Source organism: Streptomyces sp. NPDC001848 (assembly GCF_042891915.1).
GTDB lineage: Bacteria > Actinomycetota > Actinomycetes > Streptomycetales > Streptomycetaceae > Streptomyces.
On sequence record NZ_JBIATP010000006.1, the window covers coordinates 232,556 to 255,812 of the forward strand.

The following is a 23,257-nucleotide window of genomic DNA, read 5'->3' on the forward strand; positions in this document are numbered from 1 at the left end:
GTCCACCGGAGCGCTCTGGACAACTGCCGCACGGTGTCATGGTTGCTCCCCTTCACTCCGATGGCCCACACGAGAGGGGCGAGCGGAGCCGTATACCGGGCGCGTATTTCCAGAATTACTGCCCGCGGAACGGTCCGACCGGGTGAATGACCGAAACCAATTCGAGGGTGCCGGGTTGGTCGCAGAGCAGGAACACGTGTCTTCTGTCAGGAAAGGAACGCGACATGTTCAAGAAGGCGATGGCCGCGGCGGCGGTCGCGGCTTCCGTGGTGGGCGTCTCGGCGGCGGCCGCTCCGCAGGCCCTGGCGCTCGGTGACGACACCGGCACCACGTCCACCAACTCGAACACCGTCTCGGAGTCGTTCGGCAACGCGGCGACCTCGGGCGCCATGAGCCCTCAGCTGTCGCTGGTGCAGGGCTCCCTGAACAAGCTCTGCGTCGGTGTGCCGGCCAAGGCCAACGCCGGTTCGCTCGTCGGCGTCGTGCCGGTCGCCGTGCAGGACGTCCCGGTCCTGTCGGCTCCGCAGAACCAGCAGTGCACCGAGAACTCCACCCAAGCCAAGGGCGACGAGCCGCTGTCGCACTTCCTGGACGACATTCCGGTCCTGTCCGCGAACGGCACCGGCAACGGCTGACCACCGCCGAGCACGGCCGGCCGCCCGCCTTCCGGCTTGTCGGGCGGCCCCGGTACGGGCCCGGTCGCCGGCACGTTCTTCTTTTCCGCGCCTCCTCTGGAATGGCTTTCGAGCGCACAAAGCCACGCCGACGGCCCGCCCGCCTTTCGCGTGCATTCACGATCGGCGTTCGGGTGAATTACGCGGCGGCCCGTGCGAGGGAGTTGCTTCGGACGCCTATTCCTCGTTTCACAGATGCAGGTCGTGCGGCGAGCCGTTTCAAGCTGTGCTCGCTCGGTTTCGGCCGTCACAGGGGCACGACCGCACAGAAGGGAAACTCCGTGAAGCACAAGAAGAGCGCCGCCGTCGTGGCCGGCGCCATCATGACTCTGGGAATGGCCGCCCCGGCCATGGCGGACTCGGCAGCCGACGGTTCCGCGACCAACTCCCCGGGTGTCCTGTCCGGGAACGTGATCCAGGTTCCCGTGCACATCCCCGTCAACGTCTGCGGCAACAGCCTCAACGTCATCGCGCTGCTGAACCCCACGTCCGGCAACGCGTGCTCGAACCACTGACGCCATGGCCGACAACGGCTGAGGTCGTCACGCACCAGCCGTCCGGCTGTGGCACGGCCGGCCTTGGACTGCGCTTCTCGGTTCCAGGGCCGGCTTTTCCACTTCTCCCACCTCTACCAGCAGGAAGACAACGAGATTGCGACAGACCCTGAGCAGGGGAATGGTCGCGGCGGCCGCCGCGACGGGCATTCTGTCCCTGTGCGGCAGCCCGGTGTTCGCCGACTCGAGCGCCGACGGCACCACGACCGGATCACCGGGCCTCGCGTCCGGCAACACCGTCCAGGCCCCCGTACACGTCCCCGTCAACGTCTGCGGCAACACGGTCAACGTGATCGCCGTACTGAACCCGGCGTTCGGCAACGCCTGTGCCAACGGCCGGGGCGCCACGGCATCCCCTGCACCCGTGACCCCCGCCCCCACCCCGACCGTCCCGGCGCAGACGCCCCGCGGCAACGGTCCGGGTACGCCGACCACCCCGCCCGGGTCCGGCCACACGAGCACCCCGCCCGGTTCCGGCACGGCGCCCCATACGCCGGGCACGGGACAGGGCAGCCAGCAGCCGGGCACCGGGACGACCCCGCCGCAAGGAACGCTGCCGCCGCAAGGAACGCTGCCGCCCCAGGCGGGTGCCCCGCAGGCAAACACCCCGCAGGCAAACACCCCGCAGGCGAACGCCCCTCAGGCAAACACCCCGCAGGCAAACACCCCGCAGGCCGGTGCGCAGCCCGTCGCGGCCTCGCGCACACTGCCCGCCCTGGCCGAGACTGGCGGTGAGGGCATCCTCGCCGCCTCGGCCGTCAGCGTCGCGATGCTGACCGGCGGGCTCATCCTGTACCGACGGGGCCGGGTCACCTCCCGCCGGTAGCGCGCCGGGTGCCGGGCGTCCCACGTCCGGCGCCGGCGTTCACGCGTCACTCCCTGAAGTTCACCGCGCAGGGGCGGCGTCCACTCCGGACGCCGCCCCTGCGCCGTTCATCCGCACAGCGCTCCCGCCCCGATGCGCCGCCCGTGTCACAAAGAACTCCCTGCGGTCACGCATGTCCCAGCTCTGCCGGTCTTCTGTCACAGCCGGTTCACAGGCCCTGTCCCCCCGCGCATCGCGGTCGTTGACCCGGCACAGGCTTTGTGATCGTCAGCGCAGGCCCGGCTCCCCCGACGACCTCCCCCCGGTCGCCGCCGTGGTGTGCGCGAGGAGGTGCTTGAAGATGACCGACCGTCGCCTCTGGTCGTACAAGGAGATCGCCGCTCACATCAGCGTGCAGCCGGACACCGTCAGGTCCTATCGCAAGCACGGGCTGCTTCCCCCGCCCGACCATGTGGAGGGCGGAAAGCCCTACTGGTACGCCGACACGGTCCGGGCCTGGGTCGCCTCCCGCCCGGGCAACCGCGGCCGTGGGGAGCCCTGACCGTTCTCCTTGCTCCGTGTGGCCCGCCCCGGCCGGGGCGGGCCACACGGCTGTCGGCCGGCTCAGCGCCAGGGCTCGACGACCGTCACTCCCTGTCCCGGTGCCGTACCCATGGCCGCCAGCGCCTCGGGGGCCGCGGCCAGCGGGATGGCCGACGTGACCAGGAGGTCGGGGCGCACGGTGCCGGACCGGACCAGTTCCAGCATGGCTGGATAGGTGTGCGCCGCCATGCCGTGGCTGCCGAGGATCTCCAGTTCGAGGGCGATCACCCGGGACATGGGGACGGGGGTGGTGCCGTCCGGGGAGGGCAACAGGCCGACCTGGACGTGACGTCCGCGGCGGCGCAGTCCGTTCACCGAGGCGGCGCACGTCGCCGGGGAGCCGAGCGCGTCGAGCGAGACCTGGGCGCCGCCACCGGTCAGGGCGCGGACCGCCCCGGCCGTGTCGTCCGTGTCCCTCGCGTCCACGCACTCGGCCGCGCCGAACTTCCGCGCCAGTTCCAGGGCCCGGGGCGACGCGTCAACGGCCACGACCCGCGCTCCCACGGCCGCCGCGATCATCACCGCGGACAGTCCGACACCCCCGCAGCCGTGCACCGCGACCCACTCCCCGGCGGCCGGCCTGCCCTGCTGGACGACCGCGCGGAACGCCGTCGCGAACCGGCACCCGAGCGCCGCCGCCGTCCGGAACGACATCTCCTCCGGCACCGCCACCAGGTTCACGTCCGCGTGGTCCAACGCCACGTACTGCGCGAAGGACCCCCAGTGCGTGAACCCCGGCTGGGTCTGCCGCTCGCACACCTGCTGATCGCCCGCCGCACAGGACGGACAGCTGCCGCAGGCGCAGACGAACGGCACCGTGACCCGGTCGCCGGGCCGCCGGCGCGTCACCCGGACGCCGACCGCCTCGACCACACCGGCGAGCTCATGGCCGGGCACGTGCGGGAGCGCGACGTCCGGGTCGTGCCCCATCCAGCCGTGCCAGTCGCTGCGGCACAGCCCCGTCGCCTCGACCCGCACCACCGCCCCGTGCTCCGACGGCTCCGGATCCGCCACCTCCCGCACTTCGGCCGGCTCTCCGTACCGCTCGAACACCACCGCGCGCATACGACCGCACCCTCCGCCCATGTCCCGTGATCCCTGCCCCGGAGATCGTCTCCCGGCGAACGCCGGCCGCGCACCCCGCCCCCCTGTCCCGGTCCCGTCCTCTTCCCTGTTGCTCCTCCTGTCGCTCCTCCCTGTCGGCCCAAGAGCGAACGCGCCCCGCCGATGCGCCCCCACCTCCCCTCGCCAGGTACCCCCAGGGGGTATAGTGGGGTTCACGTAAGCCACACCCGCCTCCCTGAGGAGTAATGCCATGACCGCGCAGACCGACACCCCGGGTTCCGTGACGACCGTCTACAAGGTGAGCGGGATGAGCTGCGGACACTGTGAAGGCTCCGTCTCCGGCGAGATCTCCGGCATCGAAGGCGTCACCTCGGTCACCGCCGCCGCGTCCACCGGCGAGGTCACGGTCGTCTCCGCCGCACCGCTGGACGACGAGGCCGTGCGCGCCGCGGTCGACGAGGCGGGCTTCGAGCTCGTCGGCAAGGCCTGAACCACCGGCATCGCCCACCGCACCGGGTCGTACCGACCAGCTGATACTGGCTCCGCACGACCCGGTCCGTTGTCTGGAGTCCGGACATGACCAGCACCACGGCACCATCTCCGATAAACGACACGACCGCGCGCTCCGAGGTCGAGCTCACGATCGGCGGCATGACCTGCGCCTCCTGCGCGGCCCGCGTCGAGAAGAAGCTCAACCGGATGGACGGCGTCACCGCCACGGTGAACTTCGCGACGGAGAAAGCGAAGATCTCCTACCCCGAGGGGATCGAGGTCGCCGATCTGATCGCCACTGTGGTGAAGACCGGCTACACGGCCGAGGAACCCCCACCGCCACGACCCGAACGCCCCGCCGGGACCGAGGCGTCCGCGGCGTCCACGGCCCTCGAAGAAGACCCGGAGCTGACCTCTCTGCGTCAGCGCCTGACCGTCTCCGCGCTGCTCGCCCTGCCCGTGGTGCTGCTCGCGATGGTGCCGGCCCTGCAGTTCGACAACTGGCAGTGGCTCTCCCTCACCCTCGCCTCACCCGTCGTCGTCTGGGGCGGACTGCCGTTCCACAAGGCAGCGGTCACGAACGCCCGGCACGGCGCGGCCACCATGGACACGCTCGTCTCGGTCGGCACGCTCGCCGCCTACGGCTGGTCCCTGTGGGCGCTGTTCTGGGGGCGGGCGGGCATGCCCGGCATGCGCCACGGCTTCGAGTTCACCGTCTCCCGCACGGACGGGGCGTCCACGATCTACCTGGAGGTGGCCGCCGGTGTCGTCGCGTTCATCCTGCTCGGCCGCTACCTGGAGGCCCGCTCCAAGCGGCGCGCGGGCGCGGCCCTGAAGGCGCTGCTCGAACTGGGCGCGAAGGACGTCGCGGTGCTGCGCGAGGGACGTGAGGTACGCGTTCCGGTGGCACAGCTGGCCGTCGGCGACCGGTTCGTCGTACGGCCCGGCGAGAAGATCGCCACCGACGGAACCGTCGTCGAGGGCGTCTCCGCCGTCGACGCGTCCATGCTCACCGGCGAGTCGGTGCCGGTCGATGTGACGGTGGGCGACTCCGTGACCGGTGCGACCGTCAACGCCGGAGGCCGGCTGGTGGTCGAGGCCACCCGGATCGGCGCGGACACCCAGCTCGCCCGGATGGCGCGGCTCGTGGAGGACGCGCAGAACGGCAAGGCCGAGGTGCAGCGCCTCGCCGACCGTATCTCCGGGATCTTCGTGCCGGTCGTGCTGCTGATCGCGCTCGGCACCTTCGGGGTGTGGCTGGGCGTCACCGGGGACACCGTCGCCGCCTTCACCGCGGCGGTCGCGGTGCTGATCATCGCCTGCCCGTGCGCGCTGGGCCTCGCCACCCCGACCGCCCTGATGGTCGGCACGGGCCGCGGCGCCCAGCTCGGCATCCTGATCAAGGGTCCCGAGGTGCTGGAGTCCACGCGGCGGGTCGACACCGTGGTCCTGGACAAGACCGGAACGGTGACCACCGGCCGGATGACGCTCCAGGAGGTGTACGCCGCCGAGGACACCGACGAGAAGGAGGTTCTGCGGCTCGCAGGGGCCCTGGAACACGCCTCCGAGCACCCGATCGCCCGGGCGATCGCGGAGGGCGCTCAGATGGGGGTCCCCCCGCGCGAGCGAAGCCGAGCGTGGGGGAGCGTCGGCGACCTTCCGGCGCTGGAGCACTTCGAGAACGTGCCCGGTCTCGGCGTGCGCGGCCGCGTCGAAGGACACGAGGTCACGGTGGGCCGCTTCCCCGGCACGCTTCCGGAGCCGCTGGCCCGCGCGAAGGCCAGGGCCGAGACGGAGGGACGTACGGCCGTCGTGGTCGTCCGGGACGGGGTGGCACTGGGTGTCGTCACCGTGGCCGACGCGATCAAGGAGACCAGCGCCGAAGCCGTACGGGACCTGCGCGCACTGGGGCTGCGGCCGGTGCTGCTGACCGGGGACAACCGGGCGGTGGCCGAGGCGGTGGCGCGGGTCGTCGGGATCGACGGCGCGGATGTGATCGCGGAGGTGCTGCCCGAGGACAAGGCAGGCGTCGTCCGGCGGCTCCAGGGCGAGGGGCGGACCGTCGCCATGGTCGGCGACGGCGTCAACGACGCGGCCGCCCTCGCCACCGCCGACCTGGGCCTGGCCATGGGCACCGGGACGGACGCGGCGATCGAGGCAAGCGATCTGACACTGGTGCGCGGGGACCTGCGGGTCGCCGCGGACGCGATCCGGCTGTCCCGGCGCACGCTCGCCACGATCAAGGGGAACCTGGCGTGGGCCTTCGGGTACAACGTGGCCGCGCTGCCCCTGGCCGCGACAGGGTTCCTCAACCCGATGATCGCGGGAGCGGCCATGGCCTTCTCGTCGGTGTTCGTGGTGACGAACAGCCTGCGGCTGCGGGCGTTCTCGTGAGAGACGGTCCTCATGTCGAAGGGGTAAGAGTCCCTCTAGAGTCGGAGGCGGGCCTCACATAAGCTCTTCACAGGGCCCGCGCATCATCCTTACGCTGGGCCTCGATCATCGTGTCGAGGCTCTTGCGTGTCTTCCGGACCTGCGCAAGAGACACAGATCACAGTGACGTGAACGTAACCAGCGGAAGGGTTCGTGGGTCTAAGTTGGCGATGTCGGAAGCGTCTTGGGGGGCGTGACTGACATCTGGGGATGTCTTGGGGGACGTTCCCAGGAAACTGCGTTGCCGGGGCACGTACACCGGGGAGCTTTGAGCGGCCCTCCCGTCCGTACGCGTCCCGGCAGACCGCACCGCAGTGGTACGCCGAGTTCTGCTCGTTTTGCTCACAGCGATTCAGGCGCTGTCCCGCAGACGCCCGGCCGGATCCCGTGGGGGGAATCCGCACCGGGACATGGGAAGGCGCCCTGGTCGTCGGCCCGTGGGGGGACCGGCGCGCCGGGGCGCCTTCCGCTTTTCCGGCTCAGGTGCGCGGAGCGCATGGCATACGCCGCTCTACGACGACGGCGTACGCCACGGGTAGTACAGCAGCTACGCGGTAGCGCCGCTCAGCGCTCCTCGACCGGGACGAAGTCCCGCTCGACGACACCCGTGTAGATCTGGCGCGGGCGGCCGATGCGGGAGCCCGGCTCCTTGATCATCTCGTGCCACTGGGCGATCCAGCCCGGCAGGCGGCCGAGGGCGAACAGGACCGTGAACATCTCGGTCGGGAAGCCCATGGCGCGGTAGATCAGGCCGGTGTAGAAGTCCACGTTCGGGTAGAGCTTGCGCTCGACGAAGTAGTCGTCGGACAGCGCGTGCTCCTCCAGCTTGAGCGCGATGTCGAGGAGCTCGTCCTCCTTGCCCAGGGCGGAGAGGACGTCGTGCGCGGCGGCCTTGATGATCTTGGCGCGCGGGTCGAAGTTCTTGTAGACCCGGTGGCCGAAGCCCATCAGGCGGACGCCGTCCTCCTTGTTCTTCACCTTGCGGATGAAGGTGTCGACGTCGTTGCCGGAGTCGCGGATGCCCTCGAGCATCTCCAGGACGGACTGGTTGGCGCCGCCGTGCAGCGGGCCCCACAGCGCGTTGATGCCGGCCGAGATCGAGGCGAACATGTTGGCCTGCGAGGAGCCCACCAGGCGGACCGTGGAGGTCGAACAGTTCTGCTCGTGGTCGGCGTGCAGGATCAGCAGCTTGTCGAGCGCGGAGACGACGACCGGGTCCAGCTCGAACTCCTGCGCGGGGACCGAGAAGGTCATGCGCAGGAAGTTCTCGACGTAGCCGAGGTCGTTGCGCGGGTAGACGAACGGGTGGCCGATCGACTTCTTGTAGGCGTACGCGGCGATCGTCGGGAGTTTGGCGAGCAGGCGGATGGTGGAGAGGTTGCGCTGCTTCTCGTCGAACGGGTTGTGGCTGTCCTGGTAGAAGGTGGACAGCGCGGAGACCACCGAGGACAGCATGGCCATCGGGTGGGCGTCGCGCGGGAAGCCCTTGTAGAAGTTCTTGACGTCCTCGTGCAGCAGGGTGTGCTGCGTGATGTCGTTCTTGAAGGCGGAGAGCTCGTCGACCGTGGGCAGCTCGCCGTTGATCAGCAGGTAGGCGACCTCCAGGAAGGTGGAGCGCTCGGCCAGCTGCTCGATCGGGTAGCCGCGGTACCGGAGGATGCCCTGCTCGCCGTCGAGGTAGGTGATGGCGGATTTGTAGGCGGCGGTGTTGCCGTAGCCGCTGTCCAGGGTCACCAGACCGGTCTGGGCGCGGAGCTTCCCGATGTCGAAGCCCTTGTCACCGACGGTGCTGTCGACCACCGGGTAGGTGTACTCGTTGCCGTCGTACCGCAGTACTACAGAGTTGTCGCTCACGTCTTCCCTCACCGACGTAGTGCCTCATCTTCGAGGTGCCCTGACTGTCTCTACCATCCCCCATTTGGCGCAGGAGAGTGCACTCGGGGTCGGCCGTTGGGCTCATCGGCGGCACTGAGTGCCGTCAACCTGCTCATCCTGCCCCCCTCCGACCGGTTCCGGAAGTGCTCTGTGACCTTTGCGACTCATTTGATCGATCATTTTTTTGGTTGGCCCGGGATGGGGTGCCGAAGGCGGCGGGTTCAGCTCTGCAGGGGCCGCGGCGCCAGCCTGAAGTCCAGGGCCGTGCAGCGGCGTCCGGCCGAGACCGTGCGTACCGCCTGCCCGATCGCCTTGCGCGAACCGACGAGCACCACCAGCTTCTTGGCCCGGGTGACCGCGGTGTAGAGGAGGTTCCGCTGGAGCATCATCCAGGCTCCGGTGGTGACCGGGATGACCACCGCCGGATACTCGCTGCCCTGGGAGCGGTGGATCGTCACCGCGTAGGCGTGGGCCAGCTCGTCCAGCTCGTCGAACTCGTACGCCACCTCCTCGTCCTCGTCCGTCAGCACCGTCAGGCGCTGGTCGACCGGGTCGAGCGCGGTGACCACGCCGACGGTGCCGTTGAAGACACCGTTCTTCCCCTTCTCGTAATTGTTGCGAATCTGGGTCACCTTGTCGCCGACACGGAAGACGCGGCCGCCGAACCGCTTCTCGGGCAGGTCGGGGCGAGCGGGGGTGATCGCCTGCTGGAGCAGGCCGTTCAGGGTGCCGGCTCCGGCAGGGCCGCGGTGCATGGGCGCGAGCACCTGTACATCGCGGCGCGGATCGAGGCCGAACTTGGCCGGGATCCGCCGTGCCGCCACGTCCACGGTGAGCCGGCCGGCGGCCTCGGTGTCGTCCTCGACGAACAGGAAGAAGTCCTTCAGGCCGTCGGTGAGGGGGTGCTGTCCGGCGTTGATGCGGTGCGCGTTGGTGACGACGCCGGACTGCTGGGCCTGGCGGAACACGCGGGTGAGACGGACGGCCGGGATGGGGCTGCCGTCGGCGAGGAGATCGCGGAGGACTTCCCCGGCACCCACGCTCGGCAGCTGGTCGACGTCGCCGACGAAGAGCAGGTGGGCGCCCGGCGGCACGGCCTTGACCAGCTTGTTGGCGAGGAGCAGGTCGAGCATGGAGGCCTCGTCGACGACGACCAGGTCGGCATCCAGCGGGCGGTCCCGGTCGTACGCGGCGTCGCCGCCGGGCTTCAGCTCCAGCAGCCGGTGGACGGTGGAGGCCTCCGCGCCGGTCAGCTCGGACAGGCGCTTGGCGGCACGGCCGGTGGGTGCGGCGAGCACGACTTTCGCCCGCTTGGCCCGGGCGAGCTCGACGATGGACCGTACGGTGAAGGACTTGCCGCAGCCGGGGCCGCCGGTGAGCACGGCGACCTTCTCGGTCAGCGCGAGCCGTACGGCCTCCTCCTGCTCGGGCGCGAGATCGGCGCCCGTGCGGCCCTTGAGCCAGCCGAGGGCCTTGTCCCAGGCCACGTCCCGGAAGGCGGGCATCCGGTCCTCTTCCGTACGCAGGAGGCGCAGCAGCTGGGCGGAGAGGGAGAGTTCGGCGCGGTGGAAGGGCACCAGGTAGACGGCGGTGACGGGGTCCCCTCCGTCCGGGCCGGGCACCTTCTCCCGCACGACACCGGGGTCGTCGCCGTCCTCAGGAGGTGCCGCCAGCTCGGCGAGGCACTCGATGACGAGGCCGGTGTCGACCTGGAGGAGCTTGACGGCGTCCGCGATGAGCTTCTCCTCCGGAAGGTAGCAGTGCCCCTGGTCGGCGGACTGAGACAGCGCGTACTGCAGGCCCGCCTTGACGCGCTCCGGGCTGTCGTGCGGGATGCCGACGGACTGGGCGATGCGGTCGGCGGTGAGGAAGCCGATGCCCCAGACGTCGGCGGCGAGGCGGTACGGCTGGTTCTTGACGACGGAGATGGAGGCGTCGCCGTACTTCTTGTAGATGCGCACGGCGATGGAGGTGGACACCTGGACGGTCTGCAGGAAGAGCATGACCTCCTTGATCGCCTTCTGTTCCTCCCAGGCGTCGGCGATCTTCTTGGTGCGCTTGGGCCCGAGGCCGGGGACCTCGATCAGCCGTTTCGGCTCCTCCTCGATGATCTTCAGGGTGTCCAGCCCGAAGTGCTGGGTGATCCGGTCGGCGAAGACGGGCCCGATGCCCTTGACGAGGCCGGAGCCGAGGTAGCGGCGGATGCCCTGGACGGTGGCCGGGAGGACGGTCGTGTAGTTCTCCACGGTGAACTGCCGGCCGTACTGGGGGTGCGACCCCCAGCGCCCCTCCATCCTCAGCGACTCCCCCACCTGCGCACCGAGGAGCGCGCCGACGACGGTGAGCAGGTCACCGGAGCCGCGGCCGGTGTCGACGCGGGCGACGGTGTAGCCGTTCTCCTCGTTGGCGTACGTGATCCGCTCGAGCACACCTTCCAGCACGGCCAGGCGCCGCTCCCCGGCACCGGCCTGCCCTGCCCGACTCGCCTCCTTGGTCATGATCCGACGCTACCGCCGGGGTGTGACAAAGGGGGCGGGTGGGCCGGACCCGGTGAACGCCCGGCAGCTCAGCCCGCGGCCGATTACGTTCTCCTGACGCGACGTCACACGTCGACTTTCCCCAATCACCAACCGGCCGGGCGAAGTTGACGACCACCGCACCGCCGGCGCCACCGGCGGCTTGTGTTGTCGCACCACGCCGCCCGCCCAAGTGACCGCCGTCACATAGGTCACAATCCGGTCTCGCCGTCGATCCACCCCTTGAAGGCGGGAATGTAATCGTTTCCAATCCTCTTTGTCAGTCGTGAAAACGATTCCACGGACTCACAAGGAGGTGGTCCGGCGATGGCGAGCATCAAGGACGTCGCCGCCGAGGCGGGGGTCTCCGTCGCCACGGTGTCCCGCGTCCTGAACGACCACCCGTCGGTCAGCGCCGAGGCACGCACCCGCGTGCTGGCCGCCGTCGAGGCGCTGGGCTACCGCCCGAACGCCGTCGCCCGGTCCCTGCGCACCGACCAGACCCACACCCTCGGCCTGGTCATCAGCGACGTGCTCAACCCGTACTTCACCCATCTGGCCCGCTCCGTCGAGGAGGAGGCCCGCGCCCTCGGCTACAGCGTGATCATCGGCAACGCCGACGAGCGGCCCGACCTCCAGGACCACCATGTGCGGACCCTGCTGGACCGGCGGATCGACGGGCTGCTCGTCTCCCCGACGGACGGCGGGTCGCCGCTCATGCTGGACGCGGCGCGGGCCGGCACCCCGATGGTCTTCGTCGACCGGTGGATCGCGGGCGTCGACGTACCCGTCGTACGCTCCGACGGCCGCGCCGCCGTCCACGATCTCGTCTGTCATCTGCACGGGCTCGGGCACCGGCGGCTCGCCATCATCGCGGGCCCGGCGGCGACCACGACCGGCCGTGAACGTGTCGAGGCCTTCCGCGAGGCCCTGGCCGAGTACGGGCTTCCCCTCCCGGACGCCTACATCGGCCAGGGCGACTTCCAGGCGGAGAGCGGGCGGAGCGCCACCGAGCGGTTCCTCGACCTGCCCGAGCCGCCCGAGGTGGTCTTCGCCGCCGACAACCTGATGGCGCTCGGCGCGCTGGACGCCATCCGCGCACGCGGGTTGCGGGTGCCGGACGACATCGCGCTCGCCGCGTTCGACGACATCCCGTGGTTCGTGCACACCGATCCGCCGATCACCGCGATCGCCCAGCCCACGGGCCGACTGGGACGCGCCGCCGTGCGCGCGCTGGTGGACCGCATCGAGGGGCGGCACCCCGAGTCCCTCACCCTCCCCGCCCGTCTCGTCGTACGCCGCTCGTGCGGCGAGCCGGTTCCTGCGCAGACCCCCGCTGCGCAGTCCCTCCCCTTGCAAAGGAGCAAGCCGTGAGCAACCCTGACGAGTTGCTGCGCATCGAAGGCATACGCAAGACCTTCCCCGGCGTGGTCGCGCTCGACGGCGTCGACTTCGATCTGCGCCGCGGCGAGGTGCACGTGCTGCTCGGTGAGAACGGTGCGGGCAAGAGCACCCTCATCAAGATGCTCTCCGGCGCCTACCGCCCCGACGCCGGGCGGATCCTGGTCGGCGGCGAGGAGGTGCGCATCCACGGTGCGCAGGACTCCGAGCGCCTCGGGATCGCCACCATCTACCAGGAGTTCAACCTCGTCCCCGACCTGACCGTCGCCGAGAACATCTTCCTGGGCCGCCAGCCGCGCCGCTTCGGCATGATCGACCGCAAGAGGATGGAGGCGGACGCCGCCGCGCTGCTGGAACGTGTCGGCGTGAGCGTGTCTCCCCGCGCGCGGGTGCGTGAACTGGGCATCGCCCGACTGCAGATGGTCGAGATCGCGAAGGCGCTCAGCCTGAACGCGCGCGTGCTCATCATGGACGAGCCGACGGCCGTGCTCACCTCCGAAGAGGTCGAGAAGCTGTTCGCCATCGTGCGCACCCTGCGCGAGGACGGCGTCGGCATCGTCTTCATCACCCACCACCTGGAGGAGATCGCCGCCCTCGGGGACCGGGTGACCGTGATCCGCGACGGCAGGAGCGTCGGGCAGGTGCCCGCCGCCACGCCCGAGGACGAGCTGGTGCGCCTCATGGTGGGACGGTCGATCGAGCAGCAGTACCCACGCGAACGGCCCGACACCGGCGCGGCGTTGCTCACCGTGGAGGGGCTCACCCGGGACGGGGTCTTCCACGATGTGTCGTTCGAGGTGCGGGCCGGTGAGGTCGTCGGCATCGCGGGGCTGGTGGGGGCCGGCCGCACGGAGGTGGTACGGGCCGTGTTCGGTGCCGATCCCTATGACCGGGGAGCCGTGCGCGTCGCCGGCACGCAGGTGCGCCGCTACGACGTGAACGCCGCGATGGAGGCCGGTATCGGGCTCGTGCCCGAGGACCGCAAGGGCCAGGGTCTCGTGCTGGACGCGTCCATCGAGGAGAACCTCGGGCTCGTCACCCTGCGGGCCGCGACCCGCGGCGGGCTCGTCGACCGCAAGGGGCAGCACGCCGCCGCGGCCAAGGTCGCCGACCAGCTCCGGGTGCGGATGGCCGGGCTCGGCCAGCACGTGCGCACCCTCTCCGGTGGCAACCAGCAGAAGGTCGTCATCGGCAAGTGGCTCCTGGCGAACACCAAGGTGCTCATCCTCGACGAGCCGACGCGCGGCATCGACGTCGGCGCCAAGGTCGAGATCTACCAACTGATCAACGAACTCACGGCCGCCGGCGCCGCGGTCCTGATGATCTCCAGCGATCTTCCCGAGGTGCTCGGCATGAGCGACCGGGTGCTGGTGATGGCCCAGGGCCGGATCGCGGGCGAACTCTCCGCCGACGAGGCGACGCAGGACTCCGTCATGGCGCTCGCCGTCAGCACACCCACCACGTCTGTGAACGAAATGGAGGCCACCCGTGGCCACTGACACGCTCAAGAGCACAGCGGGCGCCGGTGGCGCCGCGGGGGTCCGCAGACTCCTGCTCGACAACGGCGCGCTCACCGCACTGATCGTCCTCGTCATCGCGATGTCGGCGCTGTCCGGCGACTTCCTGACGGCCGACAACCTCCTCAACATCGGCGTCCAGGCGGCCGTCACCGCCATCCTCGCCTTCGGCGCCACCTTCGTCATCGTCTCGGCGGGCATCGACCTGTCGGTGGGTTCGGTCGCCGCGCTGTCGGCCACCGTCCTGGCCTGGAGCGCCACCTCGGCGGGCGTGCCGGTCGCGATAGCGGTGATCCTGGCGATCGCAACCGGCCTCGCCGCCGGACTCGTCAACGGCGTCCTGATCTCGTACGGGAAGCTCCCGCCCTTCATCGCGACCCTCGCCATGCTGTCGGTGGGCCGCGGTCTGTCGCTGGTCATCTCGCAGGGCTCCCCGATCGCGTTCCCGAACTCGGTCTCGCACCTCGGTGACACGCTCGGCGGCTGGCTGCCCGTGCCGGTCCTCGTCATGGTCGTCATGGGCCTGATCACCGCGTTCGTCCTCGGCCGCACGTACATCGGCCGCTCCATGTACGCGATCGGCGGCAACGAGGAAGCGGCCCGTCTGTCGGGTCTGCGGGTGAAGAAGCAGAAGATCGCGATCTACGCACTGGCGGGCCTGTTCGCCGCCGTCGCGGGCATCGTGCTCGCCGCGCGCCTGTCCTCCGCGCAGCCGCAGGCCGCCAGCGGCTATGAGCTGGACGCGATCGCCGCGGTCGTGATCGGCGGCGCCTCCCTCGCGGGCGGCACCGGAAAGGCGTCGGGCACGCTGATCGGCGCGCTGATCCTGGCGGTGCTGCGCAACGGCCTCAACCTCCTGTCGGTGTCCGCCTTCTGGCAGCAGGTCGTCATCGGTGTCGTGATCGCCCTGGCGGTGCTCCTCGACACCGTGCGGCGCAAGGCCGGGGCGACCCCGGTGGCCGCCGGCACGTCTCCGGGCGGCAAGGGCAGGCAGACGCTGACGTACGCGCTCGCGGCCGTGGTCGCGGTGGCCGTGGCGGGCGGGATGTCCTTCCTGCACGGCGGCTCGTCCTCCACCACGCCGAAGGTGGGCCTGTCCCTGTCCACCCTCAACAACCCGTTCTTCGTGCAGATCAAGCAGGGCGCGCAGGCGGAGGCGAAGAAGCTGGGCGTCGACCTGACGGTCACGGACGCGCAGAACGACGCCTCGCAACAGGCCAACCAGCTGCAGAACTTCACCAGCTCGGGCCTGGGCGCGATCGTCGTCAACCCGGTGGACTCGGACGCCGCGGGCCCGGCGGTGCGGGCCGCGAACAAGGCGGGCGTCCCCGTCGTGGGCGTCGACCGCGGCGTCAACAACGCGAAGACGGCCGCGCTGGTCGCCTCCGACAACGTCGAGGGCGGCAAGCTGGGCGCCAAGGCGCTCGCCGAGAAGCTCGGCGGCAAGGGCAAGATCGTGATCCTGCAGGGTCTGGCCGGCACGTCCGCGAGCCGTGAGCGCGGCGCGGGCTTCGCCGAGGGCCTGAAGGCCTACCCGGGCATCCAGGTCGTCGCCGAGCAGCCCGCCGACTTCGACCGCACCAAGGGCCTCGACGTGATGACGAACCTGCTCCAGGCCCACCCGGACATCCAGGGCGTCTTCGCCGAGAACGACGAGATGGCGCTCGGCGCGATCAAGGCGCTGGGGTCGAAGGCCGGGAAGTCGGTCCAGGTCGTCGGCTTCGACGGTGAGCCGGACGGACTCGCCGCGGTCAAGGCGGGCACGCTGTACGCGTCGGTGGCGCAGCAGCCCTCACAGCTGGGCCGGATCGCGATCGACAACGCGCTGCGGGCCGCTGAGGGCAAGAAGGTCGAGCAGACGGTCATGGTGCCGGTGAAGGTGGTCACGAAGGAGAACGTGGCCGGGTTCACCGGCTGACCCGCCCGATCCGGTCGCCACGGCGGCGGGCCGCGCAGGACGCGCGGTCCGCGGCCGTGGCACCGGTTTCACCGCTTGCCGGATCCACTTCACTGGGTCCACGGGGATCCGTTGGGAGACAGTTCATGTACGACTACGACCTGCTGGTCGTGGGATCGGCCAACGCCGACCTGGTGATCGGGGTCGAGCGGCGGCCCGCGGCCGGGGAGACCGTGCTCGGCTCCGACCTGGCCGTCCACCCGGGCGGCAAGGGCGCGAACCAGGCGGTCGCCGCCGCCCGCCTCGGTGCCCGCACGGCGCTGCTGGCCCGGGTCGGCGACGACGCGCACGGCCGGCTGCTGCTGGACGCGCAGCGCGAGGCGGGCGTCGACACGGTCGGGGTCCTGGTCGGCGGGGCGCCCACCGGGGTCGCGCTGATCACGGTGGACCCGTCGGGGGACAACAGCATCGTGGTCTCCCCGGGCGCCAACGGACGGCTCGCCCCCGAGGACGTACGGGCCGCGCAGGGCCTGCTGCACGCCTCCCGAGTGGTGTCGGCGCAGCTGGAGATCCCGCTGGAGACGGTCCAGGAGGTGGTACGGAACCTGCCGTCCGGCACCCGCTTCGTGCTGAACCCGTCGCCGCCGAGGCCGCTGCCCGGCGAGGTGCTGGCGGCCTGCGACCCGCTGATCGTGAACGAGCACGAGGCACGGGTCATCGCGGGCGGCGAGCTGGGCGGGGCGCCCGAGGACTGGGCACAGGCACTGCTGGCGCTCGGCCCCCGCTCGGTGGTGGTGACGCTGGGCGCGGAGGGGGCACTGGTGGCGGCCGACGGTTCGATGACCCGCGTGCCCTCGGTGAAGGTGGACGCCGTCGACACGACGGGCGCGGGCGACGCGTTCACGGCGGCGCTGGCCTGGCGGCTGGGCACGGGCGCGGCGCTGCCCGAGGCGGCGGCGTACGCGGCGCGGGTGGGGGCGGCGGCGGTGACGCGCCCCGGCGCTCAGGAGTCCTACCCCACCGCCGAGGAGGTCGACGCCCTGTGCGGCGCCGGCCTGGGGGACAACCCCCGGGCGCCCGGCCGGGAAGGCGAGCCGGGAGCGCCTGCGCGAGGAGCGTCCGCGCGAGGTGAGTCCCTGTGAAGAAGACCGGAATCCTGAACCGTCACCTCGCGGGCGCACTCGCCGAGTTGGGGCACGGGCACGAGGTGCTGGTCTGCGACGCGGGCATGCCGATCCCGGCGGGCGCCCGGGTCGTGGACCTGGCGTTCCGCGCCGGGGTGCCGTCCTTCGCGGAGATCCTCGACGGCCTGCTGGAGGAGCTGGTGGTGGAGGGCGCCACGGCCGCGCACGAGGTCCGGCAGGCCAACCCTGAGGCCACGGCGCTGCTGGACGCCCGCTTCCCGGACCTCGAACTGGTCCCGCACGAGAAGCTGAAGCAGCTTGCGGCCGACGCGCACCTGGTGGTCCGCACCGGCGAGGCCCGCCCGTACGCGAACGTGCTCCTGCGCTGCGGCGTCTTCTTCTGAACCGGCCGCTCTGCCCGCGATACCGCGATACTTCGAGGGGCCCGGTCACTGCCCGGGCCCCTCGGTTTCCCCCCACCCGGCCAGAACCCCCGTGATCCCCCCGGATCCCCCCGGGGAGTCCTGACTCCCCTTACGACACGCAGAGGGCGGTAAGGGTTGCACTTTTCGCCGGGGAATTTTCCGAGGGTCCGTTGCGGGCGGCGCAAGAACTGGCACCGGATGTGGTCAGGGTCGATGATGGAAGTGGAGTGAGAAGGTGATGGATCACGAACGACCGTGAGCCGGACAAGGCAGACTCCTCGTCGCGGGAGGCGTCCGCTCCTCAGCGAGTGAGCGCTCCCCAGGCTATGCGGAGCGCGGCCGAACAGCTGACGGAGCTGCTCGGGCGGGCTCCTCAGTCCGTTTCGGCGCTGAGGCCGACGGACCATGGCTGGGAGGCCCTCGTCGAGGTCGTGGAGCTGGAGCGCGTTCCGGACACGAGCAGTGTGATGGCCAGCTACCGGGTCGTTCTGGACCCCGCGGGCAATCTGATGGGCTACGAACAAGTACGCCGCTACACCCGCGCGCAGGTCGACAAAGAGGGCCGCTGACAGCGGCTGACGCCCTTCGTTTGAAGGGACAGAAGATTGTGACTGTAATGCCGCAGGGCGGTGGTCTGCCGGTCGGCGGGGGCGGCGGAGGCTCCGGCAACCTCTACGACGTACTGGAACTGGTTCTCGACCGGGGCCTCGTCATCGACGCATTCGTACGGTTGTCCCTCATCGGAATCGAGATTCTGAAGGTGGACGCCCGCGTGGTCGTCGCCAGCGTCGACACCTATCTGCGCTTCGCCGAGGCGTGCAACCGGCTGGACCTGGAGTCCGGCCGCAAGGCCCCCGCGACGCTGACGGACATCACCCAGAGCATCACCGAGGGTGGTGCCCGGGGCAAGAGCAAGGGCGCGCTGACCGGCGCGGTGGAGGCGTTCACCGAATCGCTCCAGAAGGGGAGCAAGGAGCGCGAGAGGGAGCCCGAGCACATCGAACGCGGCTCGAGCCACCGCTCCTCGAAGGACCGGGAGGAGTGAGCGAGCCGATGTCGCTGTACGTGTACGCGATCGCCAAGGACTCGCATCCGCTGGACCTGAACGGGGTCAAGGGCGTGGGCGAGGCCCCCGCCGAGTTGCGGACCGTCCGCAGCGGCTCACTGTGCGCCGTCGTCAGTGACGCCCCCCAGGACCTGTCGGTCGCCCGCAGGGACCTGGAGGCGCACAACGAGGTCCAGGGACGTCTGTGGGCCGGCGGCAGCATCCTGCCGCTCGGCTTCGGGTACGTCGCGGAGAACGAGGACGCGGTGCGCGCGGTGCTGGAGTCGCGGGCCGAGGAGTTCGCCCGGCGCCTCGACGAGCTCACCGGGCGGGCCGAGTTCAACGTCAAGGGCGTTCAGGACGAGGACGCCCTGCTGCGCACCATCCTTGAGGAGTCCGAGCAGGCCCGGGTGCTGAACGAGCGGACCCGCGAGGGCGGCAGCTACGAGGACCGGCTGGCACTCGGTCAGCTCATCGCGCAGGAGGTGCAGAGCCGCCAGGACGCGCAGGCCGAGGAGGTCCTCGCCGCGCTGCGGCCGTTCGCGCTGTCCGAGAAGGTCTCCCCGCCGTCCAGGCAGTACTTCGTGAACGCGTCCTTCCTGGTGGACGGCGAGCGGACGGAGGAGTTCACACGGACCGGGCAGGAACTGGCCGAGCGCCTCGGAGAGGGCATCGAGCTGCGCGTACGGGGGCCACTGCCGCCGTACAGCTTCGCCTGACCGTGGCGACCGACCGGCCCGGACGGCATGAGGAGGCGCTGTGGGAGGACTGGTCACCGGGATCCTGGGGCTGCCGCTCGCCCCGTTCAAGGGCATCGGCTGGGTGCTCGACAAGGTCGTCCAGACCGCGGAGCAGGAGTACTACGACCCGGCTCCCATCCAGGAGGAGCTGGTGAACCTGGAGCAGGCGCGGGCCGAGGGCCGGGTCGGCGAGGAGGAGGCCGCGCGGCGCGAGGAGGCGCTGCTGCACCGCCTGGAGGAGATCAGGGCCTACCACCTGCGGCGTGCGCAGGGCGGGCCGTGACGGTCGGCGAAGGAAACGTGACGGTCGGCGGAAGAGAGAAGACGGAACCATGAGCAACGTCAAGATCGGCGCGGCCGTCCTCGGCGGCTACCTGCTGGGCCGGACGAAGAAGGGCAAGCTCGCGCTGAGCCTCGGGGCGGCGCTGGCCGGGTCGCGGATGAGGCCGGGGCAGGTCGGCAAGCTGCTGCAGGACTCCCCCGTCCTCGGCAATGTCAGCAAGCAGGTGCGCGGTGAGCTGGCGAGCGCGGGCAAGGCCGCGGCCACCACCGTGCTGTCGGCGAAGGCCGAGAGCCTGGCCGACGCCCTGCACGAACGCACCGCGGGGCTGAAGGAGAGGGCGCACGGCGAGGGCGGGCGCGGCCGCGAGGAAGCCCGCGACGAGGAAGACGCGGACGAGGAGGGGGACCGGGACGACGGCGGCCGGGACGACGGAGGCCGGAGAGAGCGCCGGAGCGGAGCAGGGGAGGAGCCGGGTCGCCGGAGCGAGGGACGCGAGAAGAGGGCGAAGAGCGGGTCCGCACGATCAAGGAGGCCGGACGATGGTTGAGGGCACCCTCAACAAGGTGCGTGATCAGGTGCAGGGGAACCCTGGCGCGGACCGGCTCAGGGCAGAGCTGGAGAGCTACCTGCAGGCCCGGCTCCAGGTGATGCTCGAGAGCATGGGCGAGCGGCTGGGTGAGGGGGCGCGCCGGCTGGCGGAGACGCACGTCGGTCCCGGCATGCTGGGCAGACTCGCCCTCAAGGGCGGCAAGCGGCTCCTCGGAGGGGAAGGCGCGGGGGCGGGGGCGGGCGGGATCCTGTCCCAGGCGAAGGACACGCTGCTCGGCAAGGTCAAGGAGGCGGCGGGCGTAGGCGGCAGGAAGAACAAGCCCGGCGGACCGCAGCGGGGGCTGACCATCATCGAGGACGTCGACGTGGGCGTGCCCGTCCGCGAGGCCTACAACCAGTGGACGCAGTTCCCGGACTTCGAAAAGTTCGCCAAGGGTGTCGAGAACGTCCGGCAGGACGACGAGACCAACACCCACTGGCAGGCGAAGATCGCCAAGTCACGTCGCCAATGGCGGGGCGTCGTGACCGAACAGGTGCCCGACGAGCGCATCGCCTGGACCACAGAGGGTCCCAAGGGCACGAACAAGGGCGTCGTCACCTTCCACCCGCTCGGCGACAACCTCACCAAGGTGCTGCTGGTCCTGCAGTACTACCCGAAGGGCCTGTTCGAGAAGACGGGCAGCCTGTGGCGCGCCCAGGGGCGGCGGGTGCGGCTCGATCTCAAGCTCTACCGCTCGTTCGTCATGACCCGCGGTGAGGCCACCGGCGCCTGGCGCGGCGAGATCCGCGACGGGGAGGTGGTCCGCAGCTCGGAGGAGGTCGAGCGCGAGGAAGAGGCCGAGAGGGAGGGCCGCGGGGAGCGCGAAGAGGAGCCCGAGGAGCGGGAAGAGGAGCCCGAGGAGCGCCGCCGCGACGAGGACGCGGAAGAAGAGGAAGAAGAGGAAGAGGCGGACAGAGAAGAGGGGCGTCGGGGACGCCGGGACGAGGACGACGAGGAGGAGCCCGAGTCCTCCGAGGAGGACGACGAGTGGGAGGAGGACGAGGACGAGCAACCTGACGACCGCTACGACGAGAGGGAGGCACCCGAAGGGCGTCGGCGCCGCGGATAGTCGCGGGCGCTGAGGTGCGCGAACTCGCCGGCCTTCGTTGTCGCCGGCGCCGGGTGCTCAGGGAAACGAGGTCGAGTGTGCCGTGTCCGATCCCGCCGTCCCCGCGTCGCGGCCACTGACCCCCTACAGTCAGGGGTCTTCCGGCGCGAACCTGGCCGACATCCTTGAACGCGTGCTCGACAAGGGCATCGTGATCGTCGGCGACATCAAGATCAACCTGCTCGACATCGAGTTGCTCACCATCAAGCTCCGGCTCCTGGTTGCCTCCGTGGACAAGGCCCGGGAGATCGGCATCGACTGGTGGGAGCGCGACCCGGCGCTGTCCTCCCGCGCCGACGGCCGGCGCAGCCTGAAGGAGCAGAACGAGCGACTGCGGGCCGAGCTGGAGGAGCTGCGCGAACAGCTCGCGGCCTCCCCGCCGCCCGAGCTGTCCGAGGGCAGGTCCGCCCGCCGCAGCCGACCACGGGAGGAGCGCGACACCGAACGAGAGCCACGCCGGGACCGCGACACCGAACGAGAGCCACGCCGGGACCGCGACACCGAACGAGAGCCACGCCGGGACCGCGACACCGAACGAGAGCCACGCACCGAGCCGCGGCGCACCCGGCGCAGGGCCGATGAGGACGAGGACCGGAGCTGAGGGCGGTGGACGAGCAGCTGTGCTATGCGTATGCCGTGCTGGGTGCGTCGGCCCTGGACGAGACGGTGCTCTCGCCTGTCCGGGGCGTGGCGGACGCCCCCGTCACCCTGGTCCACCACGGCCAGGTGGCCGCCGCGGTCAGCGCGGTGCCCGCGGCCGAGTTCTCGGAGGCGGCCCTGAGGGCCGGCCTGGAGGACCTGCGGTGGCTGGAGGCGACGGCGCGGGCGCACCACTTCGTGATCGAGACGCTGGCCGGGCACACCACGGTCCTTCCGCTGCGGCTGGCCACCGTCTACCTGGACGAGAGCCGGGTGCAGGAGATGCTGGCCGGGCGGGAGGCGGAGTTCACGGCGCTGCTGGACCGGCTCGCCGAGCACGTGGAGTGGGGCGTGAAGGTGTACGCCGAGGCGCCGCCCGAGCCGCCGCCCGCCCAGGCGGCCACCGGCGTCCCGGCGGGCGAGGAGAACCCGGGCCGGGCGTATCTGCGCAGCCGCCGGCACCAGCGGCAGGCGCGTGAGGACGCGTGGCGGCTCGCCGAGGAGGCCGTACGGCGGACCGAGGAGCAGGCCCGGGGCCTGGCGGTGGAGCGCACCCGGCACCGGCCGCAGCAGGGAGGTCTCGCACAGGTGCCGGGCGAGAACATCGCCAACGACGCCTATCTGGTCCCGCGCCGGCTGTCCGAGGAGTTCCGCGACCGGATGCTGCACGCCGCCGACGGCCTGCCCGGGGTCCGCGTGGATGTCACCGGGCCGTGGGCGCCGTACTCCTTCACCGCGCCGCTCGCGCCCGGCGCGCGGGAAGGGGCCGGGCAGCGGTGAGCGAGTACGGCCCGTACGACGACCGTCCGGTCGCTCAGCCGCAGGTGGCGTTGATCGACCTGCTGGACCGGCTGCTGAGCGGCGGTGTGGTGCTCACCGGCGATCTCGTGCTGTCCATCGCCGACGTCGACCTGGTGCGGATCTCGCTGCGCGCGGTGATCGTCGCGATCCGCGAGGAGCTGGACGAGGAGTGGGCGACGTTCCTTCCCCCGGGCAGCTCCGCGCTTCCCGTCCACGGGAGCCACGGTGACGGGCCCGGCTGACGGCTCGGGCGCGGACCGGCTGCGGGAGGTGGCCGAGGCGGCTACCCGCGCCTTCTCGCTGCTGCCCGCCCGCCCGGACGAGGTCCCCCCGCCGTCCGCAGGCCGGGGCACGGAACTCGCGCGCCGTCTGCACGCCGACCCGGACACGGTGGAGCGGGACCTCGTCAAACTGGTCCTCACCATCGTCGAGTTGCTGCGCCAGCTGATGGAGCGGCAGGCCCTGCACCGCGTCGACGAGGGCGACCTCACCGAGGCGCAGGAGGAACGGCTCGGGCTGACCCTGATGCTCCTGCACGACCGGATGGCCGACCTGTGCGACCAGTACGGCCTCACCATGGCCGACCTCAACATCGACCTGGGCCCGCTGGGCACGCTGCTTCCGCCCTGACGGCCGGTGGGTGGGCCGGGCGCGGAGCCCGGTCCACCCAC

24 protein-coding genes are annotated in these 23,257 nt (G+C 71.0%); 21 read left to right on the top strand and 3 right to left on the bottom strand.

The window, feature by feature from the left end; translation table 11 throughout:
- The first annotated feature begins 224 nt into the window (after positions 1 to 224).
- From ACFYZJ_RS14500 to ACFYZJ_RS14515, 4 genes are all read left to right on the top strand, one after another.
- Complete coding sequence (locus ACFYZJ_RS14500) at positions 225 to 635, top strand: rodlin (protein ID WP_388567140.1); 411 nt, start codon at positions 225 to 227, stop codon at positions 633 to 635.
- 362 nt (positions 636 to 997) lie between these two features.
- Positions 998 to 1,189 (top strand): chaplin, encoded by a 192-nt coding sequence (locus ACFYZJ_RS14505; protein WP_388567617.1) that lies wholly within the window; start codon positions 998 to 1,000, stop codon positions 1,187 to 1,189.
- A gap of 160 nt (positions 1,190 to 1,349) precedes the next feature.
- Positions 1,350 to 2,054 carry a chaplin family protein gene (locus ACFYZJ_RS14510; protein WP_388567620.1) on the top strand — a complete coding sequence of 235 codons (705 nt, stop codon included), beginning with the start codon at positions 1,350 to 1,352 and terminating at the stop codon, positions 2,052 to 2,054.
- Between the two features lie 340 nt (positions 2,055 to 2,394).
- The gene (locus tag ACFYZJ_RS14515; RefSeq protein ID WP_103838731.1) at positions 2,395 to 2,595 is read left to right on the top strand and encodes an AlpA family transcriptional regulator; all 201 of its coding nucleotides are present in this window, start codon (positions 2,395 to 2,397) and stop codon (positions 2,593 to 2,595) included.
- Positions 2,596 to 2,657: 62 nt separating this feature from the next.
- Here ACFYZJ_RS14515 and ACFYZJ_RS14520 read toward each other — a convergent pair whose 3' ends face one another.
- Positions 2,658 to 3,701, bottom strand: a complete 1,044-nt coding sequence (locus tag ACFYZJ_RS14520; protein ID WP_388567143.1) for a zinc-dependent alcohol dehydrogenase family protein — start codon at positions 3,699 to 3,701, stop codon at positions 2,658 to 2,660.
- Between the two features lie 250 nt (positions 3,702 to 3,951).
- Between ACFYZJ_RS14520 and ACFYZJ_RS14525 the strand changes: the two genes are divergently transcribed.
- Positions 3,952 to 4,191 (top strand): heavy-metal-associated domain-containing protein, encoded by a 240-nt coding sequence (locus tag ACFYZJ_RS14525; protein ID WP_388567146.1) that lies wholly within the window; start codon positions 3,952 to 3,954, stop codon positions 4,189 to 4,191.
- 86 nt (positions 4,192 to 4,277) lie between these two features.
- On the top strand, positions 4,278 to 6,587 hold the full coding sequence (locus ACFYZJ_RS14530; RefSeq protein ID WP_388567149.1) for a heavy metal translocating P-type ATPase: 2,310 nt from the start codon (positions 4,278 to 4,280) through the stop codon (positions 6,585 to 6,587).
- A gap of 603 nt (positions 6,588 to 7,190) precedes the next feature.
- Here the strand turns inward: ACFYZJ_RS14530 and ACFYZJ_RS14535 are convergent.
- The gene (locus tag ACFYZJ_RS14535) at positions 7,191 to 8,480 is read right to left on the bottom strand and encodes a citrate synthase (RefSeq protein WP_388567151.1); all 1,290 of its coding nucleotides are present in this window, start codon (positions 8,478 to 8,480) and stop codon (positions 7,191 to 7,193) included.
- 242 nt (positions 8,481 to 8,722) lie between these two features.
- Entirely contained in the window at positions 8,723 to 10,999 is a 2,277-nt protein-coding gene (locus ACFYZJ_RS14540) for an ATP-dependent RecD-like DNA helicase (RefSeq protein WP_388567154.1), read from the bottom strand.
- Positions 11,000 to 11,344: 345 nt separating this feature from the next.
- Between ACFYZJ_RS14540 and ACFYZJ_RS14545 the strand changes: the two genes are divergently transcribed.
- The 15 genes from ACFYZJ_RS14545 (at position 11,345) to ACFYZJ_RS14615 (ending at position 23,216) form a co-directional block, all read left to right on the top strand.
- Complete coding sequence (locus ACFYZJ_RS14545) at positions 11,345 to 12,391, top strand: LacI family DNA-binding transcriptional regulator (RefSeq protein ID WP_388567157.1); 1,047 nt, start codon at positions 11,345 to 11,347, stop codon at positions 12,389 to 12,391.
- Positions 12,388 to 13,917 carry a sugar ABC transporter ATP-binding protein gene (locus tag ACFYZJ_RS14550; RefSeq protein ID WP_388567159.1) on the top strand — a complete coding sequence of 510 codons (1,530 nt, stop codon included), beginning with the start codon at positions 12,388 to 12,390 and terminating at the stop codon, positions 13,915 to 13,917. Before ACFYZJ_RS14545 ends, ACFYZJ_RS14550 begins: the two co-directional genes overlap by 4 nt.
- On the top strand, positions 13,907 to 15,853 hold the full coding sequence (locus ACFYZJ_RS14555) for a substrate-binding domain-containing protein (protein WP_388567161.1): 1,947 nt from the start codon (positions 13,907 to 13,909) through the stop codon (positions 15,851 to 15,853). Before ACFYZJ_RS14550 ends, ACFYZJ_RS14555 begins: the two co-directional genes overlap by 11 nt.
- A 125-nt stretch (positions 15,854 to 15,978) precedes the next feature.
- On the top strand, positions 15,979 to 16,974 hold the full coding sequence (locus ACFYZJ_RS14560; protein ID WP_388567164.1) for a ribokinase: 996 nt from the start codon (positions 15,979 to 15,981) through the stop codon (positions 16,972 to 16,974).
- Entirely contained in the window at positions 16,971 to 17,360 is a 390-nt protein-coding gene (rbsD, locus tag ACFYZJ_RS14565) for a D-ribose pyranase (protein ID WP_388567166.1), read from the top strand. The genes ACFYZJ_RS14560 and rbsD overlap by 4 nt, the downstream gene beginning before the upstream one ends.
- A 263-nt stretch (positions 17,361 to 17,623) precedes the next feature.
- On the top strand, positions 17,624 to 17,950 hold the full coding sequence (locus tag ACFYZJ_RS14570) for a gas vesicle protein (RefSeq protein WP_103838719.1): 327 nt from the start codon (positions 17,624 to 17,626) through the stop codon (positions 17,948 to 17,950).
- Between the two features lie 47 nt (positions 17,951 to 17,997).
- Positions 17,998 to 18,426: a gas vesicle structural protein GvpA gene (locus ACFYZJ_RS14575; protein WP_388567622.1), complete on the top strand. Its 429-nt coding sequence runs from the start codon at positions 17,998 to 18,000 to the stop codon at positions 18,424 to 18,426.
- Positions 18,423 to 19,145 carry a GvpL/GvpF family gas vesicle protein gene (locus tag ACFYZJ_RS14580; RefSeq protein WP_388567169.1) on the top strand — a complete coding sequence of 241 codons (723 nt, stop codon included), beginning with the start codon at positions 18,423 to 18,425 and terminating at the stop codon, positions 19,143 to 19,145. The genes ACFYZJ_RS14575 and ACFYZJ_RS14580 overlap by 4 nt, the downstream gene beginning before the upstream one ends.
- 40 nt (positions 19,146 to 19,185) lie before the next feature.
- Complete coding sequence (locus ACFYZJ_RS14585) at positions 19,186 to 19,449, top strand: gas vesicle protein GvpG (RefSeq protein ID WP_388567172.1); 264 nt, start codon at positions 19,186 to 19,188, stop codon at positions 19,447 to 19,449.
- Positions 19,450 to 19,498: 49 nt separating this feature from the next.
- The gene (locus tag ACFYZJ_RS14590; RefSeq protein ID WP_388567174.1) at positions 19,499 to 19,996 is read left to right on the top strand and encodes a hypothetical protein; all 498 of its coding nucleotides are present in this window, start codon (positions 19,499 to 19,501) and stop codon (positions 19,994 to 19,996) included.
- Positions 19,989 to 21,107: an SRPBCC family protein gene (locus ACFYZJ_RS14595; protein ID WP_388567177.1), complete on the top strand. Its 1,119-nt coding sequence runs from the start codon at positions 19,989 to 19,991 to the stop codon at positions 21,105 to 21,107. Before ACFYZJ_RS14590 ends, ACFYZJ_RS14595 begins: the two co-directional genes overlap by 8 nt.
- A gap of 172 nt (positions 21,108 to 21,279) precedes the next feature.
- Positions 21,280 to 21,747, top strand: coding sequence for a gas vesicle protein GvpJ (gene gvpJ, locus ACFYZJ_RS14600; protein ID WP_388567179.1), 468 nt, complete (start codon positions 21,280 to 21,282; stop codon positions 21,745 to 21,747).
- A 5-nt stretch (positions 21,748 to 21,752) separates the two neighbouring features.
- Positions 21,753 to 22,565, top strand: a complete 813-nt coding sequence (locus ACFYZJ_RS14605) for a GvpL/GvpF family gas vesicle protein (RefSeq protein WP_388567182.1) — start codon at positions 21,753 to 21,755, stop codon at positions 22,563 to 22,565.
- Positions 22,562 to 22,828, top strand: coding sequence for a gas vesicle protein (locus tag ACFYZJ_RS14610; protein WP_388567185.1), 267 nt, complete (start codon positions 22,562 to 22,564; stop codon positions 22,826 to 22,828). The genes ACFYZJ_RS14605 and ACFYZJ_RS14610 overlap by 4 nt, the downstream gene beginning before the upstream one ends.
- Positions 22,812 to 23,216, top strand: coding sequence for a gas vesicle protein K (locus ACFYZJ_RS14615; protein ID WP_388567187.1), 405 nt, complete (start codon positions 22,812 to 22,814; stop codon positions 23,214 to 23,216). The genes ACFYZJ_RS14610 and ACFYZJ_RS14615 overlap by 17 nt, the downstream gene beginning before the upstream one ends.
- Positions 23,217 to 23,257: the final 41 nt, after the last annotated feature.